We start from the raw sequence: 19,044 nt of genomic DNA, 5'->3' as shown, positions 1-19,044 counted from the left end.
AGACGAGTAGGCATTTTAAAACATGTTGCAGGGATATTAAGACGTAAAGGCACCCACAGCAGATAAATAAGCTTATAACGTATGGTAAGGAAGAAGCCTTACTCTGAACCTAGTTATAAGTGAATACAAATGGATATTGATAGGCTGGTATAAAAACAAAAAAGCCCGGCATAGAGCCGAGCTTTTGGTACACAGTTTCCAGAGTAACTCTGAAAAGCAGAATTTCCATTAAGAGGAAATTAACGCTTAGAGAACTGTGGACGACGACGTGCTTTACGTAGACCAACTTTCTTACGTTCAACGCAACGAGCGTCACGAGTAACGTAGCCAGCTGCGCGTAGAGCAGGACGTAGAGACTCATCGTATTCCATAAGCGCGCGAGTGATACCGTGACGGATAGCACCAGCTTGACCAGAAATACCGCCGCCTTTAACTGTTACGTAAAGGTCTAGCTTTTCAGTTAGTTCAACAAGTTCTAGAGGTTGTTGTACAACCATGCGAGCTGTTGGACGACCGAAGTATTCGTCAAGGTTACGCTTGTTTACTACAATGTTGCCGCTGCCTGGTTTAATAAAAACACGTGCAGCTGAGCTTTTGCGACGGCCAGTGCCGTAGTATTGATTCTCTGCCATTTTCGAAATCCCCAATTAGATGTCTAGTACTTGTGGTTGTTGAGCAACATGGTTGTGCTCAGCGCCTGCGTAAACTTTAAGCTTACGGTACATAGCACGGCCTAGAGGACCACGTGGAAGCATGCCTTTAACTGCAAGCTCAAGAACCATCTCAGGTTTACGATCGATCAACTTTTCGAAAGTGATAGATTTTAGACCACCTGGGAACTCAGAGTGACGGTAGTACACTTTGTTCTTAGCTTTGTTACCAGTTACAGCAACTTTCTCAGCGTTGATAACGATGATGTAGTCACCAGCGTCAACGTGAGGAGTGTATTCAGCTTTATGTTTGCCACGTAGGCGAGATGCAATTTCACTTGCTAGACGACCAAGAGTTTTACCTTCAGCGTCTACAACGTACCAGTCGCGTTTTACAGTTTCTGGTTTAGCAACGAAAGTTTTCATGCTAATAATAACCCGTTAATTAAAATTTAAACTTTAAGGAACACCATTCTGGTGCTCCCACACTGTCTAAGAGCCCAGTCATCACCCCTTCGAGTCGTTGGTACTCTCGACCTTCAATTTCGAAATAACTTCGATAATCCGGTCTGCAGTAACGGTGGGTCGCAGGATTATAGAGAAGAGCGAAGAAAAAATCACCTTTTTTTGCGCCAAATCACTAATTTTTTCTTCACTTTTTAAGAACACACTAGATTTAGGCCAAATGCTCACGCGCGAGGTACTCATGACTTTGCATCTCAGTGAGCCGAGACAAACAGCGCTTAAATTCAAACTCGAGCTGCCCCTCAGTATATAAGTCTTCCATTGGTACTTCAGCAGAAATAATCAACTTCACATTGCGCTCGTAAAACTCATCGACCAGTGCGATAAAACGCCTCGCAGCGTCATCTATTTTTCGGTTCATCTGTTGAACGTCCGCTAATAATACCGTGTGATAAATTCGGGACAGCTCAATGTAGTCATTTTGACTGCGAGCGGTTTGGCATAACTGAGCAAACGACGCATGCAGAACCCCATCACTCGCTTCAATTACCTCAAGCTGACGGTGATTAACTTCGATTTGATGAGCGACGATCTGACGTTCGCCCGTCAGCTGCTGATAATACTTGTTGAGGTTAATGTTGGCCTGTTCATCAAGTGGATAATGGTATATTTCGGCCTGTTCAAGCGTTCTTAAGCGATAATCAACGCCACTATCAACATTCAACACGCCACAGCGTGCCAAAATCATATCAATTGCAGGCAAAAAGCGCGCTCTTTGTAAGCCATTACGATATAAGTTCTGCGGTTCGATGTTTGAAGTCGCGACTAGGATCATCTGCCGCTTGAACATCTCTTGGAGTAACGTTGCAAGGATCATCGCATCCGTAATGTCAGAGACAAAAAATTCATCAAAGCAAACCACATCCGCTTCTTCTTTGAATTTATCCGCTACTTTTGCTAGCGGATTTTCGACATCACCTAACAGCTTCAACTCATCATGTACTCGATACATGAAGCGGTGAAAGTGTACGCGCATTTTTCTTTGGGTTGGTAAAGCATCAAAAAACGCATCCATGAGGTACGTTTTACCGCGTCCGACTCCTCCCCAAAAGTAAAGACCTTTTGGGGGCTCAGGCATGTCGATTTTTTTCCCCATGAGCTTTTGCCATTTGGAAAGCTGGGGCACAGGAGCTGACTGAAATTCAACGATAGCATGGTAAAGCTTATCTAATGCAACGACCGCTTGATACTGAGCTTCATCACGCTGAAACCCGTGTTCTGCTATGTCTTTTTGATATTGTTGTAGTGGTGTCATCGTATTAAGTCGTATAGAGGTACTGGGAAAAGGGTTACCTCGGGGTCAACTTTGAGAATAGAGAGAAGTAGTTATCAGTCCCCGAAGACATACTGCTATTTTTCTTTATCGGCTGTTCAAGCCATAGTAACATGGACTAGCACCGCGTGTAACTAAGTAGTAAAAGACTTGTTAAAACAACTATAAGGAGCAGTTATGCCTTGGATTTATGCCATTGTGGGTTTGCTGGTCGGTACAATCGTAGGCGTAGTCATTAGTAGACTAACCACCCCTGAATACAAGAAACAAAAGTCTGTGCAGAAAGAACTTGAAGCGGCCAAGTTTGAACTAGAGCAACAACGTCAAGAGCTCGTCGATCATTTTGCACAAACCGCAGAAATGTTGGATACACTAGGTAAAGATTACACCAAGCTGTACCAACATATGGCTAAGACCTCTTCTGAGCTTTTGCCAAACTTGCCAGAGCAAGACAACCCGTTTGATAAGAAAACGGCAATGTCTTCTGAAGCTATTGCAGAAGATCAACCAGAGTTTAACGAACAGCCAAAAGACTACGCCAATGGCGCAACGGGTCTTTTAAAGGATCAAGAGAAAGAAATCATTAATGCTCCCGAAGCGGTAACCGCAAAAGCATCATAACCTTCTCTTACCTCTACCTACTAGGGCCGATACATTTGTATCGGCCCTTTTTTGAACTTTTTCTTCTTACCTTTGCTCTAACTTGGATGTGAACTGCCTCCCCCTTTGATTATCCGAACTAGGCCCTATATTAGTTATTAACAAAGTGAACTAACCGTTCGGATATTTCTTTTTGGCAGACATGTTTCAAGAGGAGTTATTGGATGAAAAAACCACTGCTTGCGCTCACCGTTCTATCTCTGAGTTTGGGCTCTATTATTGCGCCAGTTCAAGCCACCGCCGCATTACCTTTAAATGTGGATGGCCAACAGTTACCTAGCTTGGCGCCCATGCTTGAGAAAGTAACCCCTGCTGTTGTGAGTATTGCTGTAGAAGGCAAACAAGTACAAACCAGCCGTATTCCCGAACAATTTCAATTCTTCTTTGGACCGGACTTTCCGATGGAGCAAAGGCGCGAGCGCCCGTTCAGAGGTTTAGGTTCTGGTGTCATTATTGATGCGAAAAAAGGGCATATCGTCACTAACTACCACGTAATCAAGGGCGCGGATGAGATTCGAGTTCGCCTCTATGATGGTCGCGAGTATGACGCTACGCTCGTTGGCGGAGATGAGATGGCCGATGTTGCGTTGCTTAAATTAGAAAAAGCGAAAAACTTAACGCAAATTAAAGTCGCAGATTCCGACAAACTTCGCGTAGGTGACTTTACGGTTGCGATTGGTAACCCATTCGGACTCGGTCAAACCGTGACGTCGGGCATCGTCTCAGCGTTAGGCCGTAGTGGCTTAAACGTTGAAAACTTCGAAAACTTCATCCAAACCGATGCCGCAATTAACAGCGGTAACTCTGGTGGTGCATTGGTCAACCTTAATGGTGAGCTGATCGGTATTAATACTGCGATTTTAGGCCCTAACGGCGGTAACGTGGGGATTGGCTTTGCGATTCCGTCCAACATGATGAAAAACCTCACCGAGCAAATTCTAGAGTTTGGTGAAGTCAAACGCGGCATGTTGGGTGTACAGGGCGGTGAAGTAACCTCTGAGCTGGCTGATGCATTGGGTTACGAGTCGAGTAAAGGGGCCTTTATTGGCCAAGTCGTACCAGACAGCGCAGCCGATAAAGCTGGATTGAAAGCCGGTGATGTAATTGTATCGGTAAACGGCAAAGAGATTAATACTTTCTCAGAGCTCCGCGCAAAAGTAGCAACGCTGGGCGCAGGAAAAGAAATCACATTAGGTGTGGTTCGAGATGGTAAGAATAAAACCTTTGATGTAACGCTTGGCGAATCTACAAATATGAAAGCCAAAGCCGAAACATTACACGAAGGGCTCAAGGGTGCGGAATTAAGCAATACGACACCAAGTGATGCAATTCAAGGCGTTAAAGTATCGAGCGTTGCAGATAACTCTCCGGCTGCTCAATATCAATTACAACAAGGGGACATCATTATCGGTGTAAACCGTCAGCGCGTGAAAAACCTTGCTGAGCTTCGTGCAATCGTGGATAAGCACAAAGGCGTATTGGCTCTGAATATTCAGCGTGGCGAACGTACTATTTATCTTGTTATTCGTTAGTCACTTTCAAAGTAATAGGAAATAAGGTTTTCGATGCATAGCATCGAGTAATAAGCCTCGAATACTTTTCCTTATCGCTCAATAGCTAATGAAAAGGGCAGCACGATTCCGTGCTGCCCTTTTGTTATTTTTCAATGTAATGCTATTCTTCATCTTCTATGCCATTTTGGCGCTCATGCATGGAGAGGATATGCTCAGCTTTTTATTACGTTCTGTCTTTTTAGGCTTGGCTACTGCCGCAGTGGTATTACTGGCGGTACCATCTTTGCGCAACAACGTAATTCCTGCCGCGCTAGATCCGCAACCTGTTAATATCGCGTCCGTTGAGTTGACATTTAATCAGGCGGTGCGAAGAGCAGCACCTGCCGTAGTAAACATCTACAGCCGTAAATATGTTGAAAATGATCGCAGTAAACTCTCGACTCAAGGTCTGGGTTCAGGTGTCATTGTCAGTGAGAAAGGCTACATCATTACCAACTACCATGTGGTTGCTCAAGCAGACCAAATTGTTGTCGCATTACAAGACGGTAGAGCCGCAGCGGCTCAGCTAGTTGGAACGGATAAACGCACAGACATTGCCGTACTGCGTGTCGAAGGTTCAAATTTACCTGTTATTCCTCTGAACTCTAATTACAAGCCACAAGTGGGTGATGTGGTCCTAGCCATCGGTAACCCATACAACCTTGGACAAACCACAACGTTCGGCATTATTTCAGCAACAGGACGCTCATCGATTAGCGACGGTCGCCAAGCATTCATTCAAACCGATGCCGCCATCAATGAGGGCAACTCTGGCGGTGCTCTAGTGAACACACAAGGTGAGCTCGTCGGCATCAATACCGCCTCTTTCCAACAAGCGACTGATTTAGAAACTTACGGTATTTCCTTTGCGATCCCTGCGCCACTAGCCAGCAAGATCATGCAGAAAATCATCGCTGATGGTCGCGTGATTCGTGGCTATATTGGTATCGACGGCCAAGACATTAATGCGGTCACTGCTCGCCTACTTGGAAATGAACACATAGGTGGTATTGTCGTGCTTGGTATTGATCCAAATGGTCCAGCCAATGCAGCAGGCTTCCAAAAGCAGGACATCATTATCAGTATTGATGGCAATAAAGTGCAAGGGCGTCAGAGCGTCATGGATATCGTCACCGATTTACGTCCTGGCACCACCGTGGACGTCGGCATCATTCGCAAAGGAAAAGAGATGAGCTTGAAAGTCACCATTGCCGAAGACAAGCAAGAAGCATAAAAAATCCCAGCCATTGGCTGGGATTTTTTATTTGTGCGTTACTCGCTATCGCTCGGTGCTTCCGTCGTATCGGAATCATCCAGCTCAACTTCAATGCGAGTGACTCGCTGCAAACCTCTTGGTAATAACCCACCTCGGCGACCACGTTCGCCACGGAAGTTATCAAGGTCAGACGGTTTAAGACCCAACTTTCGCTTACCCGCGTACAGCGTTAACGATGCACCTTTTGGTAAAGACATTAAGTGAGATAGTACTTCTTCTCGCTCTTTTGCTTTAGCAGCAGGAATATTGATGATCTTATTCCCTTTACCTTTCGCCAGTTGTGGCAGGTCTTTGATTGGGAACAGCAGCATGCGACCTTGGTTAGTGATTGCTAAGATTTCATCAGAATCTAAATCTTCAATCGCTTTTGGCGTCATGACCTCAGAGTTAGCCGGCAAAGTGACCAGCGCTTTACCACTGCGGTTTTTAGACAGCAAGTCAGCACCTTTACATACAAAGCCGTAACCTGCATCAGAGCCCACCAGCCACAGCTGATCTTCTTCACTCATGATCACTTGGCGAATACTGCTACCAGCCGTAATATTCAAACGACCGGTAATCGGCTCACCTTGACTACGAGCAGAAGGCAGCGAGTGCGACTCCAGAGAGTAACTTCGACCGTCACTGCCTAGGAATACCGCAGGCTGATTACTCTTACCTCGCGCATGCGCTAAGTATTTATCACCCGACTTATAGTTCAAGCCTTCTGCATCCACGTCATGGCCTTTCGCGTGACGAATCCAACCTTTTTCAGAAAGCACAACCGTGATTGGTTCACTTGGAACAAGATCACGTTCAGTGAGCGCTTTTGCCTCTGCACGCTCAACCAATGGAGATCGACGGTCATCACCGTATTTCTCTGCGTCTGCTTTAATTTCTTTTTTCAGTAGTGTGTTTAGACGGCGCTCAGAACCGAGCAGCTGTTCTAGCTTCTCGCGCTCTTTCTCTAGCTCGTCTTGCTCACCACGAATCTTCATCTCTTCTAGCTTGGCTAGATGACGAAGTTTGGTATCTAGAATCGCATCCGCTTGGATATCGGTAATACCGAAGCGTGCCATCAATACCGCTTTAGGATCATCTTCGGTACGGATGATCTCAATCACTTCATCTAGGTTTAGGTAAGCAACCAACAAACCTTCCAAAATGTGTAAGCGAGCCATGACTTTGTCTAGGCGGTGTTGTAGACGACGACGTACGGTCGTGCGACGGAACTCAATCCACTCTGACAGAATTTGCACCAGACCTTTAACTTGAGGACGATTATCCAAACCAATCATGTTCAAGTTAACGCGGTAGCTGCGCTCAAGATCCGTTGATGCGAACAAGTGGTTCATCAACAAATCACAATCGACGCGGTTTGACTTAGGTACCACAACGATACGCGTTGGGTTCTCGTGATCCGACTCGTCACGAAGATCGTCAACCATTGGTAGCTTCTTCGCACGCATCTGGTTGGCGATTTGCTCAAGCAGTTTTGCACCCGATACTTGGTGTGGCAGAGAGGTGATAACGATATCAGAACCTTCTTTATGCCACACCGCGCGCATCTTGATGCTGCCGCGACCGTTGCGGTAAATCTTCTCAATATCCGCTTGCGGCGAGATGATTTCTGCTTCTGTTGGGTAATCCGGACCTTTAACATACTGCATCACGTCCGGCAGTTCTGCTTTCGGGTTGTCGATCAAATGAATAGTCGCATCTGCGATTTCACGAACGTTGTGCGGTGGGATGTCTGTTGCCATACCAACCGCAATACCGGTTACACCGTTAAGCAGGATATGAGGCAGACGTGCTGGCAACATTTGTGGCTCTTTCATTGTGCCATCAAAGTTAGGTTGCCATTCGACCGTACCCTGACCCAGTTCGCCTAGCAATACTTCAGCAAACTTAGACAGTTTTGCTTCGGTATAACGCATTGCCGCGAATGATTTCGGGTCATCTGGCGCACCCCAGTTACCTTGACCATCCACTAATGGATAGCGGTAAGAGAATGGCTGAGCCATCAATACCATCGCTTCGTAACACGCTGAATCACCGTGCGGATGGTATTTACCTAGCACGTCACCAACGGTACGTGCAGATTTTTTGTATTTTGCTGATGCAGAGAGACCAAGCTCTGACATCGCATAAATGATGCGTCGTTGAACCGGCTTTAAGCCATCACCAATGTATGGCAAGGCGCGGTCCATGATTACGTACATCGAGTAGTTCAGATAAGCGTCTTCAGTGAACTTGCGCATTGGCAACTGTTCGACGCCATCGTAGGTAATTTCTGTAGACATCCGTTACACCTCTGCCAAGTCGCCGTTGTTTTGTAGCCAAGAACGACGGTCATCTGCACGCTTTTTGCCCAGCAGCATGTCCATCATTTCCATGGTCGCCGTAGAGTCGTCAATGGTTAGCTGCACTAAGCGACGCGTGTTCGGATCCATGGTGGTTTCACGCAACTGAAGTGGGTTCATCTCACCCAGACCTTTGAATCGTTGCACGTTGATTTTGGCTTTCTTCTTCGACAAGCGCTCTAAAATGCCATCTTTTTCATCGTCATCGAGGGCGTAGAACACTTCTTTCCCGCAGTCGATTCGATACAGAGGCGGCATCGCCACATAGATATGACCCGCTTCCACTAGTGCGCGGAAGTGACGAGTAAATAGAGCACAAAGCAGCGTTGCGATGTGAAGACCATCCGAGTCCGCATCGGCAAGGATACAGATCTTACCGTAGCGCAACCCCTCAAGGTTATCGCTGTCAGGATCAATCCCCAAAGCCACTGAAATATCGTGTACTTCTTGAGATGCTAATACTTGGTCAGCAGAGACTTCCCACGTGTTCAAGATCTTACCACGCAGTGGCATCACGGCTTGAAATTCACGGTCACGAGCCTGTTTTGCCGAGCCACCCGCAGAGTCACCCTCCACAAAGAAGATTTCAGTGCGACTTAAGTCCTGTGCTGAACAGTCGGTCAACTTGCCTGGCAGTGCCGGGCCGGACGCCACTTTCTTACGTACGACTTTTTTCGCTGCACGCATACGACGGTGCGCGTTAGCGATACAGACTTCTGCCAATTGCTCTGCTAGCTGAGGCTTTTCGTTCAACCAAAGACTGAACGCATCTTTGACTACGCCAGAGACAAATGCCGCGGTTTGACGAGAGGACAGACGTTCTTTGGTCTGGCCTGCAAATTGCGGATCTTGAATTTTAACCGACAACACGTAAGAACAGCGGTCGAAAACGTCATCACCCGTTAGCTTCACGCCACGAGGTAATAGATTACGGAACTCACAGAACTCGCGCATCGCTTCTAACAAGCCTTGGCGTAAACCATTAACGTGCGTACCACCTTGAGCGGTTGGGATCAGGTTAACGTAGCTTTCGGTGATCATCTCACCACCTTCTGGCTGCCAAATTACCGCCCAGTTTGCCGCTTCGGTATCCGCCAAGAACTCACCAGTAAATGGTTCTTCAGGAATAACTGGGTAGCCTTTTACGCCTTCCGCAAGATAGTCTTTAAGACCGTCTTCGTAGTACCACTTATAGTCTTTACCATTAACTTTGTCGGTTAATGTAATTTCTAAACCCGGACACAAAACCGCTTTTGCGCGCAGATTATTGACTAGGCGCGTAACAGAGAAGTTAGCCGAATCGAAGTACTTCGCATCAGGCCAGAAATGCACGCTGGTACCGCGATTGCGACGACCACATGTGCCGGTTACGGTCAGGTCAGAGACTTTATCACCGTGCTCAAATGCAATTTCATACACTTGGCCATCACGACGAACGGTTACTTCAACGCGTTTTGACAACGCGTTTACTACCGAAATACCTACCCCGTGCAAACCACCAGAGAATTGGTAGTTTTTGTTAGAGAACTTACCACCTGCGTGCAGCTTGCATAGGATTAACTCTACGCCTGACACTTTCTCTTCAGGGTGGATATCAACAGGCATGCCTCGACCATCATCGATCACTTCTAGTGATTGGTCGGCATGTAGGATGACTTGTACTTTTGAGGCATGTCCGGCTAGCGCTTCGTCGACACTGTTGTCGATAACTTCTTGGCCCAAATGGTTTGGGCGCGCTGTATCCGTATACATCCCTGGTCGGCGACGTACTGGCTCTAAGCCATTCAGTACTTCAATGGCACCAGCATTATATTGTTCAGTCATAATACGGAATTATTCTCAAAGTTTACTTGTTGCCTGAATATCACCAATGGGTGAACCCATACTCAGGAAACGAAAAAGCCACCCTGTTCACATCACTAAGTGCTTGTAAACATGATGCATAACAAAGTAGCCAGGGTCCTCGACCCTTAAGATCTTTTGGCAAAACATAGTCGGAAAGCATACCGCCCATGTCAAGAAACGGTTGGATATATCAATAAAAACTATGAGCCTTTTCCAATCGCTTTCGAATTACAGTTCTAGAAATTCGATAATCTGTGCAGGATAACGCTCAAAGCCTACAAAACTGTGATCACCGCCTTGTTCTACTGTTTGCTTAGCGTCTGCAAACTTATCTACCGCTTGTCGATAGTCTAAAACCTCATCTTCTGTTTGCTGCAACAACCAGAAAGAATGTGGCGACGCGATGCTTTGTACATCAAGAGCTTTTAACTCGTCAATATGACAAGCTTCAAGTGTATAGGTTTCGTGCGTATAAGGGTTAGTTTGCTCACCCAAATAATCTACTAACAACTCATAGGGCTTAACCGCGGGGTTGACCACAACCGCTTTAAATCCAAACTTGTCATTTAGCCACGTTGACATAAAGCCGCCTAATGAGCTGCCCACCAGACCAATGTTATAATCGTCTTTATATTGTTCGATGATATCCAACAACATTTTCGCCGCTTGTTGAGGATAACAAGGTAACTGGGGAACAATCACTTTGATATCAGGACGATGCTGCTCGCAGTATGCTCTCATCACATTGGCTTTCATTGAAAGTGGGGAGCTGTTAAAACCATGGATATACAGAAGAAGTGAAGGTTTACTCATAGATATCTCGCACAAAAAAGCGAGCCCGAACATAGAGCTCGGGCGCGTTAGTATCCGTTAGAAGAGAAGTCTGGTTGGAACTGGCCGTCAGGAAGTCGGCCCACTTGGGTCGTAATCTCACCACAAGCGTGCAACTGCAGTTCACGCCAACCAGGCGAAGTCGTATCGAGGGCAAAATCATCCGAGTTGGGCTTAAACTGAACACACGTCGAGGGTGTTGCCATCACTCGAATACCATTATGAAGCACATTCATGTCTTGATGAACATGACCACAGAGAATGCCTTTCACGTTATCAAAACGATCGACAACCTGCCAGAACGCTTCGGCATCTTTTAAGGTATGTTGATCAAGCCACGCGCTTCCCACCAATAATGGATGGTGATGCAGCAACACAAGTGTGTGCCTTTCTGGGTGTTCTGCTAACTTTTCTTCGAGTAACGCTAACTGCTGATCACTCAAGCGTCCGTGGGGAACGCCAACAACTTGCGAGTCTAAAAGAACCAACTGCCAATGCGCGCCAAGCAATACATGCTCTGCCGCTTTGATTTGTTGCGAAGGTAATACACTGCCCATATTGGGCTTGTAGTCATGATTACCAGGCAGCCAAAAGCAGTCTTTCTCTAGCGGTTCAATGCCTTCGGCAAAGCGCTGGTAAGATTCTGCACTATGGTCTTGGGAAATATCCCCTGTCGCCAAGATGTAATCAAACGTCACGTTGCGGCGTAAAACATCAGCAACAACAGCGTTAAAGCTATCGGCCGTTTTTACGCTCAGCAAACTTCCCTCATCGGCAGCAAACAGATGAGTATCCGTAATTTGTAAAAGTTTGATGCTGTCACTAGATGATTGCAAAATGAAAACCTGATTCGTCCACTATATCGTTATTTGTTATTTTCCTTTAGTGACGTGACGATCAATTGAAGGCAAGTGGTGTTCTACTGATACCACTTCGTAAACAAAACGTCAGCCATTCACCAAGGAATGTGTTTAGTTGATGCTTTTCATCTTTCTGCATCAGTTGGTCGTTGGGATAATCATACTTAGCTTTTATGCGAGAAAACTCTCCGCTTGAGCATACTTCGGCTACTCTCGCATCGTGATAAAGCCTGACAGACATCGTCGGTAAAGGAAACACTGGCGTTTCATCACTCTGACATATCTCAACAACTGTGGTGTATTTTGTGATTTCATTCACGGTCAGTTGGTAAACCATGTTCGCCGCTTGATAGCAGCGTACATCCCCAACTTCGGCAGAAGCAGGCAATAAGGCGTTCAATTTAGCGTAGTTGGTCTCATAGGTTCTCATTAGACCCGCTAAATCAACATGATACCTCTGTTTTTCAGCCACTTGTGCCATTACTTACTCTCCACCATTTGGGGTTGCCCCCACTGTGACTTCAACTCTTGATGGTTTAATTGCAACCATTGCAACGCAATAATCGACGCACCATTTTCAAATTTTCCGTCTTTCACCCATTGATATGCTTGCTCACGACTCAAAACATGTACGCGAATATCTTCATTCTCATAGTCTAAACCATGAATGCCGTGCGCTTTAGATGCGTCCACTTCACCAACAAATACGTCCAACTTTTCCGAGCAACCGCCAGCAGAAGGATAATAAGAGGTGACTGGCGCAACACGCCCCACTTGTATCCCCGCCTCTTCGACAGCTTCTCGGCGAATGACGGCTTCAGCTGATTCATCACGGTCAATCATACCCGCGACAATCTCTAGCTGCCATGGGTGTTGATGCTCTAAGGCTCCTACTCGAATCTGTTCAATGATAACCACTTGATCCGTATTTGGATCATAAGGAAGCATCGCTGCAGCATGACCACGCTCGAACATTTCTCGTTCGACAACCTCGCTCCAACCTCCAGCAAATAGCTTATGCTGAAAGCGATATTTCACCATTTTGAAAAAGCCTTCAAATAAGGTTTCTTTCGAGATGACTTTTACATCTTGCGAAGTAAAATCCTTTTGTTGTTTGTCACACTGTTGCATTCGACACCTCTCTGAGTGAATCTTGTAGTTTACTCATTGTTATTCGCTTGCTCAAAGGACTTGGCTCAACTTTTTGTACAATAGTTACAAATTAATTTAAGTCTTTGGTGAAAATTTATTGCACAACTGGATAATTACGTGTAAAAAAGTGCAAACTTTAGAGTAAATATCGTGCAAATTGAGTTAAACTACTGAGAATTAACCAATCTATTGACCGCGGGAATAGAAAATGAAAAAATTGCTTCCACTATTTATCAGTGCAGCGCTAGGTAGCATGAGTACGTCTGCGTTCGCAGACTCTTTGGCTGAAATCTACGACTTAGCAAAACAAAATGATCCACAATTGCTCAGTGTAGCAGCACAACGTGACCAAGCTTTCGAAGCAATCACCTCAAGCCGTAGTGCTCTATTACCACAAATTAACCTAACAGCAGGTTACAACTTAACTCGTGGCGATACTGAATACGACTCAAATCTAGTCAATGACGTATCAAACGATGCCAACGCTCTAACCGCTGGTGTTAGCTTTTCACAAGCACTTTACAACCGCGCATCTTGGATCTCGCTAGATACCGCCGAGAAAAGTGCTCGCCAAGCAGACGCAACTTACGCTGCGACTCAACAAGCACTAATTCTTCGTGTTTCACAAGCGTATTTTGAAGTTCTACGCGCACAAGACAACCTTGTCTTCGTCCGTGCAGAAAAAGCCGCAGTGGGTCGTCAACTAGAGCAAACAAAACAGCGTTTTGAAGTAGGTTTATCTGCGATCACTGACGTACACGACGCGCAAGCTCAGTACGACCAAGTACTGGCGGATGAAGTGTTAGCAGAAAACGCACTAACTAACAGCTACGAGTCATTACGTGAAATCACTGGTCAAGAGCACAAAGATCTCAACATCTTAGATACTCGCCGCTTCACTGCTAGCCCATCGACCGTGCCTGCTGAATCACTAATTGACGAAGCAAAAACCAAAAACCTGACCTTGCTATCTTCACGTATTCTTCAAGATATCGCACGTGACAATATTTCACTAGCAAGTTCTGGTCATCTACCAACGCTGTCTCTAGACGGTGGTTACAACTACGGTGATACGTCTCATAGCTCTCGTGACAACACCACAGACAACTTCAATATCGGTGTGAACCTTGCGGTGCCGCTATACACGGGTGGTAACGTCACCTCTCAAACCAAACAGGCTGAATACGCGTACGTGGCTGCAAGTGAAGATCTTGAAGCACAATACCGTAGCGTAGTAAAAGATGTTCGCGCACAAAACAACAACATTAACGCCTCTATCGGCGCACTACGTGCTTATGAGCAAGCCGTTATTTCTGCGCGCTCTGCACTAGAAGCAACAGAAGCAGGTTTTGATGTGGGTACTCGTACTATCGTTGACGTGCTAGACGCAACTCGTCGTCTATACGATGCGAATAAAAACCTATCGAACGCTCGTTACGACTACATCTTAAGTGTTCTTCAGCTACGCCAAGCCGTTGGTACGCTAAGCGAACAAGACATCTTAGACGTTGATGCAGGTTTGAAAGCAGCAAAATAATTGCTGACTGAATGCTTCAGTTCTCAATAAATAAAAACGCCAGTTGATTTATCAGCTGGCGTTTTTTATTGCTTGCAGTTAAGAGACGAAAAGTATCTCAGAACATCAAGTATCAAAAAGGCCGCACTTGGCGACCTTTTACAAACAAATAGCGTTTCAATGCCAACAAATCGTAGGCTTAGCCCTTACCACCTTTGATTGCATTGATGATTTCACTGGTTGAGCAACCATCCTCAAAGTTCAATACACGAACTTCGCCACCTGCAGCAATGACTTCTTTACCACCAGCAATCTCTTCTGGTTTGTAGTCACCACCTTTTACTAGCAAGCTTGGCAGAACTTCCGAGATCAAACGTTGCGGCGTATCTTCACTAAATGGTACAACCCAATCCACAGCGCCCAAACCTGCCAATACCGCCATGCGGCGATCGGTTGGATTCACAGGACGACCAGGCCCTTTAAGACGCTTCACTGATTCATCGGTATTCACCGCAACAATCAGACGATCACCAAGTTCTGCAGCGTGATTGAGGTAAGAAACATGCCCAGCGTGAAGAATATCAAAGCAGCCGTTTGTCATAACGACTTTCTCGCCACGTGCACGTGCTTTTTTCACTGCTTCAATCAGCGCTTTTTCTGAAATCACACCGTAATCCGTGTCTTGGCTGCCATGTACCGCTTCTGCTAGTTCAATTTCAGACAAGGTCGAGGTACCAAGCTTACCAACAACAACGCCTGCCGCAGCATTCGCTAGTGCACACGCTTCTTCGAAGGATTTACCCGCCGCAACTGAAGCTGCAAGTACAGAAATCACCGTATCACCAGCCCCTGTCACGTCGTACACTTCTTTCGCTTGAGTCGGAAGGTGGAATGGCTCTTGACCACGGCGGATCAACGTCATGCCGTTTTCACTACGCGTAACCAGTAGCGCTTCAAAATCAAACTCTTCAACAAGCTGAAGTGCTTTTTCAACCAGATCTTGGTCTGATTTTACTTTGCCAACGACATCTTCAAACTCTTTCATGTTTGGTGTTAAGAGTGTTGCTCCGCGGTAGCGTTCAAAATCCGCACCTTTAGGGTCAATGAAAACTGGAATGTTTGCTGCGCGCGCTTTTTGGATGTATGCCTGAACATGCTCTAACGAGCCTTTTGCGTAGTCAGACATAATCACGGCTTTAACGTTTGGCAGAGCGGCATCCATACGCGATAGCACAGGTGCAGAATCCGTGTTTTCAAACTTATCTTCGAAGTCGAGACGAATAAGCTGTTGTCCACGGCTCATTACGCGAAGCTTCGTAATCGTTGGGTAATCAGGCAGTGCAACGAAATCGCACTTCACATTGAGTGAGCTCAGCGTCTCCGTCAGCACTTTTGCAGGCTCATCTTCCCCTGTTAGACCAACAATGTGAGCATGGCCACCTAATGATGCGATATTCATCGCAACGTTCGCAGCACCACCAGGACGCTCTTCATTGTTTTCTACTTTTACAACAGGAACCGGCGCTTCAGGAGAAATACGTCCGGTTGGGCCATACCAGTAACGATCTAGCATGACATCACCGATGATGAGCACACCAGCGCTGTTGTAATCAGGTAGAATTGGTTTCATTATTGGTCTCCAAAAATTAAATCGAAGTGAGTTTATCACAGCCCTTATCGAGGCTAAATATATGGTCTTAACTGAACCACTGATTCCAAGCCTGTTTTACCCACTCCCTTTCGGCAACAAACTTATCTTCCACCACATCAGCATCTAAATTGAGTAGATTTCGTCGGTGTATTTCGTTTCGCATTGTCGTGTAGGCACGTATCAACTGCATTGCCTGGTCTTCGTCCATGACATTTTGTGCAATGAGCGTTTCAAAGATGCGCACATTATCACACCAACGCGTTAATTTCGGCTTATCGTGACTATAGTTGAGCACTAAGTACTGAGCGAGAAATTCGATATCTGTAATCCCTCCCACGTCTTGCTTGAGCATAAAACGGCCGGGCTTTTTCCCCCCAAGATGACCGCGCATTTTCTCTCTCATTTCGACAACGTCTTTTTTCAGCTCCGCCCGATCGCGCGCTTTGCACAACACATCATGTCGCGTATTGTGAAATGCAATGGCAAGGGGTTCATCGCCGTAAATCAAGCGCGCGCGCACAAGTGCTTGATGCTCCCATGTCCAGGCTTCTTGATGCTGATAATCGTCAAACGCATCGGTTGGGCTAACCAACAAACCTGACGCGCCAGATGGGCGCAAGCGGGTATCGACTTCGTACAAAATGCCGGAAGCGGTGCGAGTCGAGAAAATATGGATGATGCGCTGCGCTAGGCGAAGGTAGAACTGACGACCGTCGATTTCCTTTTTTCCATCTGTATAGACATTGACTGGGCAGTCATGCATGAAGACGATATCCAAGTCGGAGTTATAGCCGAGTTCCCAGCCACCGACTTTGCCATAACCAATGACGGCAAAACCCTTCCCTTCACGATCTTTCACATGCGTTGGCTCGCCGTATTTTTCGGACACTTGCAACCAAGCCTGACTGACCACAGCATCAACGATAGCTTCCGCCAAATAGGTTAAGTGATCACTCACTTTCATCACCGGCAATGCACCAGCAATATCCGCCGCCGCAATACGTAAAATGCAGATTTGCTTAAACTGACGCAACGCTTCCATTTGCTGCTCCATATCATCTTCTGGAATACGGGCCAGATAATCACGCAGCTCTGTGCGGTAACTGTCTAATGGGATTGGATTGTACAACTGTGCAGGGTCGATCAACTCATCGAGTAAGATCGGATACCGAGATAGCTGCTCTGAAATCATTGGGCTTGCGGTACACAAACGCACGAGCTGTACTAGAGCCGCTGGATGCTCATCCAATAACTCCAGATAAGTCGTACGAGTGCAGATATTGTGCAGTAAATGCAGCACTCGCGGTAAACCAAACTGTGCATCAGGGTGGGCAAACACCGCATCAAACACCTTCGGCATCAAACGGTTTAACACTTCGCGTCCACGCGGTCCTAACGTTTTTTTAGCCAGATCGGTTTTAAAGTTGATGATGGTTTTCGCGCATGAAGCAAAGTCTTCAACCTGAATATCCTGCTGCAAGATATGTTCAAGCACATCTTGTTTGTTCGCCATATCCCATAACTCATGAAAATGACGAGCAACCGTAGTACCCTCGTCTTCTTCATCATCACCAATTAACGACTCAAATACTTGATGGACATTCGCCATGTGCTGCTGAGTTTGCTCAATCAGTTGGTCCCAAGAGGTCATTTGCATCGCGGTAGCGAGCTTTAAGCGTTCGGTTTCGCAATCAGGCAGCGTCTGGGTTTGCTTGTCCGCCATCGCTTGCAACAAGTTTTCTAATTGACGCAAATACTTGTATGCGACTTCTAGACTGCTGACTTCTTGCGAAGTGAGTAACGCCAGCTCTTCAATGCCTTGCAGCGTTTCCAACAACCCTCGATTACGAAGAGAAGGCTCGCGCCCCCCTCGAATTAATTGAAAAACTTGGGCGATAAATTCAATTTCTCGGATGCCACCTGCGCCTAACTTAATGTTGTTGTTCAAACCTCGGCGGCGAACCTCACTACTGATCATCGATTTCATCCGACGCAAAGACTGAATCGCACTGAAATCAATATAGCGACGAAAAACAAAAGGACGCAGCATTTGGCGTAGCTCTTGGTATTGCGGGTACATTTCGCACCCCATCACTCGAGCTTTGATCATCGCGTAACGCTCCCAGTCACGTCCCTGTTCTTGATAGTAATCCTCTAGTGCCGCATAGCTCATGACTAATGGACCACTTTCTCCAAATGGACGCAGTCGCATGTCGACGCGGTAGCAAAAACCATCGAAGGTTTGTTGGTCGAGCGCTTTGATGATGCGTTGACCAAGACGAGTAAAGAACTGGGCATTGGCAATGCTGCGGCGCGCGCCTTGTGTCTCACCGTTTTCTGGATACGTGAAAATTAGATCGATATCGGAAGAAAAGTTTAACTCGCCACCACCCAGTTTCCCCATGCCGATAATCAACATCGGCTGAACTTCACCTTCCTCACTCGTCGGCGTTCCCCACTCCTGACAACACGCTTGATATTGCCATTGATAGGTTTCAAAAATCATCGCTTCAGCCAACTCGGATAAGTGGCTTAAAGACGTTTCTAGCGACCATGCATGCGTGAAATCCTTCCACGCAATGTACACCATTTCTCGGTTGCGAAACTGACGCAACACGCGATGACCAGACATCTCATCCGGGCATTGTCCCAACAGTGCAGCAAGACGTGAACGGTAAGATTCCTGACGACTTGGTTGCGCTAACATGCTTGGCAACTCACGGGCTAAAATTTCATCGCGATGAATGGCTTCGGTAATAAACTGGCTTAAGCCCGCCACATAGCGAAATTGCTGCGCAATCTCATCTGGCCAAAGGGGAAAATAACCTGCCTCTTGAGCATTTTGTACGGCAGATTCAGCGATAGAAATCAGTGGCGAAGGCAGCTGCATTTTTCTTCCTTGTTTGAAAA

The 19,044-nt window shown here is 46.4% G+C and carries 15 protein-coding genes; 4 read left to right on the top strand and 11 right to left on the bottom strand.

Going from position 1 to position 19,044, the window contains the following annotated elements:
- Positions 1-239 precede the first annotated feature (239 nt).
- The 3 genes from rpsI to zapE all read right to left on the bottom strand — a co-directional run bounded on the left by rpsI (position 240) and on the right by zapE (position 2,430).
- Positions 240-632, bottom strand: a complete 393-nt coding sequence (gene rpsI, locus J8Z23_RS02185) for a 30S ribosomal protein S9 (protein ID WP_005372876.1) — start codon at positions 630-632, stop codon at positions 240-242.
- A 15-nt stretch (positions 633-647) separates the two neighbouring features.
- Entirely contained in the window at positions 648-1,076 is a 429-nt protein-coding gene (rplM, locus tag J8Z23_RS02180; RefSeq protein ID WP_012842158.1) for a 50S ribosomal protein L13, read from the bottom strand.
- Between the two features lie 250 nt (positions 1,077-1,326).
- The gene (gene zapE, locus J8Z23_RS02175; RefSeq protein ID WP_226421551.1) at positions 1,327-2,430 is read right to left on the bottom strand and encodes a cell division protein ZapE; all 1,104 of its coding nucleotides are present in this window, start codon (positions 2,428-2,430) and stop codon (positions 1,327-1,329) included.
- 195 nt (positions 2,431-2,625) lie between these two features.
- Between zapE and zapG the strand changes: the two genes are divergently transcribed.
- From zapG to degS, 3 genes are all read left to right on the top strand, one after another.
- Positions 2,626-3,069, top strand: coding sequence for a Z-ring associated protein ZapG (zapG, locus tag J8Z23_RS02170; protein WP_005395919.1), 444 nt, complete (start codon positions 2,626-2,628; stop codon positions 3,067-3,069).
- Positions 3,070-3,272: 203 nt separating this feature from the next.
- On the top strand, positions 3,273-4,640 hold the full coding sequence (locus J8Z23_RS02165) for a Do family serine endopeptidase (protein ID WP_047009069.1): 1,368 nt from the start codon (positions 3,273-3,275) through the stop codon (positions 4,638-4,640).
- Positions 4,641-4,830: 190 nt separating this feature from the next.
- Positions 4,831-5,895, top strand: coding sequence for an outer membrane-stress sensor serine endopeptidase DegS (gene degS / locus J8Z23_RS02160; protein WP_005395921.1), 1,065 nt, complete (start codon positions 4,831-4,833; stop codon positions 5,893-5,895).
- A 38-nt stretch (positions 5,896-5,933) separates the two neighbouring features.
- On the opposite strand, the gene parC is transcribed toward degS, so the two are convergent.
- The 6 genes from parC to nudF all read right to left on the bottom strand — a co-directional run bounded on the left by parC (position 5,934) and on the right by nudF (position 12,946).
- Positions 5,934-8,219: a DNA topoisomerase IV subunit A gene (gene parC / locus J8Z23_RS02155; protein WP_006743360.1), complete on the bottom strand. Its 2,286-nt coding sequence runs from the start codon at positions 8,217-8,219 to the stop codon at positions 5,934-5,936.
- 3 nt (positions 8,220-8,222) lie between these two features.
- Complete coding sequence (gene parE / locus J8Z23_RS02150; RefSeq protein ID WP_006743361.1) at positions 8,223-10,103, bottom strand: DNA topoisomerase IV subunit B; 1,881 nt, start codon at positions 10,101-10,103, stop codon at positions 8,223-8,225.
- 249 nt (positions 10,104-10,352) lie between these two features.
- On the bottom strand, positions 10,353-10,937 hold the full coding sequence (gene yqiA, locus J8Z23_RS02145) for an esterase YqiA (protein WP_053808564.1): 585 nt from the start codon (positions 10,935-10,937) through the stop codon (positions 10,353-10,355).
- Between the two features lie 47 nt (positions 10,938-10,984).
- Positions 10,985-11,791, bottom strand: coding sequence for a 3',5'-cyclic-AMP phosphodiesterase (gene cpdA, locus J8Z23_RS02140; RefSeq protein WP_005395929.1), 807 nt, complete (start codon positions 11,789-11,791; stop codon positions 10,985-10,987).
- Between the two features lie 61 nt (positions 11,792-11,852).
- The gene (locus J8Z23_RS02135; protein ID WP_005395930.1) at positions 11,853-12,296 is read right to left on the bottom strand and encodes a DUF1249 family protein; all 444 of its coding nucleotides are present in this window, start codon (positions 12,294-12,296) and stop codon (positions 11,853-11,855) included.
- A complete protein-coding gene (gene nudF, locus J8Z23_RS02130; RefSeq protein WP_012842164.1) occupies positions 12,296-12,946 on the bottom strand; it encodes an ADP-ribose diphosphatase in 651 nt (216 codons plus the stop codon). Before nudF ends, J8Z23_RS02135 begins: the two co-directional genes overlap by 1 nt.
- 229 nt (positions 12,947-13,175) lie before the next feature.
- Between nudF and tolC the strand changes: the two genes are divergently transcribed.
- Complete coding sequence (tolC, locus tag J8Z23_RS02125; protein ID WP_012842165.1) at positions 13,176-14,504, top strand: outer membrane channel protein TolC; 1,329 nt, start codon at positions 13,176-13,178, stop codon at positions 14,502-14,504.
- Between the two features lie 178 nt (positions 14,505-14,682).
- Here the strand turns inward: tolC and hldE are convergent, their stop codons facing one another.
- Both hldE and glnE read right to left on the bottom strand, forming a co-directional pair.
- Positions 14,683-16,113 carry a bifunctional D-glycero-beta-D-manno-heptose-7-phosphate kinase/D-glycero-beta-D-manno-heptose 1-phosphate adenylyltransferase HldE gene (hldE, locus tag J8Z23_RS02120; RefSeq protein ID WP_258693414.1) on the bottom strand — a complete coding sequence of 477 codons (1,431 nt, stop codon included), beginning with the start codon at positions 16,111-16,113 and terminating at the stop codon, positions 14,683-14,685.
- Between the two features lie 67 nt (positions 16,114-16,180).
- On the bottom strand, positions 16,181-19,024 hold the full coding sequence (gene glnE, locus J8Z23_RS02115) for a bifunctional [glutamate--ammonia ligase]-adenylyl-L-tyrosine phosphorylase/[glutamate--ammonia-ligase] adenylyltransferase (RefSeq protein WP_434634731.1): 2,844 nt from the start codon (positions 19,022-19,024) through the stop codon (positions 16,181-16,183).
- Positions 19,025-19,044 lie beyond the last annotated feature (20 nt).

The organism is Vibrio sp. SCSIO 43086, from assembly GCF_051132235.1.
GTDB classification, from domain to species: domain Bacteria; phylum Pseudomonadota; class Gammaproteobacteria; order Enterobacterales; family Vibrionaceae; genus Vibrio; species Vibrio diabolicus.
This window is presented reverse-complemented; position numbering and strand designations above follow the sequence as displayed.

Excerpts from the sequence above, each read along its gene's own strand:
- rpsI (WP_005372876.1), bottom strand. The coding sequence starts at position 632 with ATGGCAGAGAATCAATACTACGGCACTGGCCGTCGCAAAAGCTCAGCT.
- rplM (WP_012842158.1), bottom strand. The coding sequence starts at position 1,076 with ATGAAAACTTTCGTTGCTAAACCAGAAACTGTAAAACGCGACTGGTAC.
- zapE (WP_226421551.1), bottom strand. The coding sequence starts at position 2,430 with ATGACACCACTACAACAATATCAAAAAGACATAGCAGAACACGGGTTT.
- zapG (WP_005395919.1), top strand. The coding sequence starts at position 2,626 with ATGCCTTGGATTTATGCCATTGTGGGTTTGCTGGTCGGTACAATCGTA.
- J8Z23_RS02165 (WP_047009069.1), top strand. The coding sequence starts at position 3,273 with ATGAAAAAACCACTGCTTGCGCTCACCGTTCTATCTCTGAGTTTGGGC.
- degS (WP_005395921.1), top strand. The coding sequence starts at position 4,831 with ATGCTCAGCTTTTTATTACGTTCTGTCTTTTTAGGCTTGGCTACTGCC.
- parC (WP_006743360.1), bottom strand. The coding sequence starts at position 8,219 with ATGTCTACAGAAATTACCTACGATGGCGTCGAACAGTTGCCAATGCGC.
- parE (WP_006743361.1), bottom strand. The coding sequence starts at position 10,103 with ATGACTGAACAATATAATGCTGGTGCCATTGAAGTACTGAATGGCTTA.
- yqiA (WP_053808564.1), bottom strand. The coding sequence starts at position 10,937 with ATGAGTAAACCTTCACTTCTTCTGTATATCCATGGTTTTAACAGCTCC.
- J8Z23_RS02135 (WP_005395930.1), bottom strand. The coding sequence starts at position 12,296 with ATGGCACAAGTGGCTGAAAAACAGAGGTATCATGTTGATTTAGCGGGT.
- nudF (WP_012842164.1), bottom strand. The coding sequence starts at position 12,946 with ATGCAACAGTGTGACAAACAACAAAAGGATTTTACTTCGCAAGATGTA.
- tolC (WP_012842165.1), top strand. The coding sequence starts at position 13,176 with ATGAAAAAATTGCTTCCACTATTTATCAGTGCAGCGCTAGGTAGCATG.
- hldE (WP_258693414.1), bottom strand. The coding sequence starts at position 16,113 with ATGAAACCAATTCTACCTGATTACAACAGCGCTGGTGTGCTCATCATC.
- glnE (WP_434634731.1), bottom strand. The coding sequence starts at position 19,024 with ATGCAGCTGCCTTCGCCACTGATTTCTATCGCTGAATCTGCCGTACAA.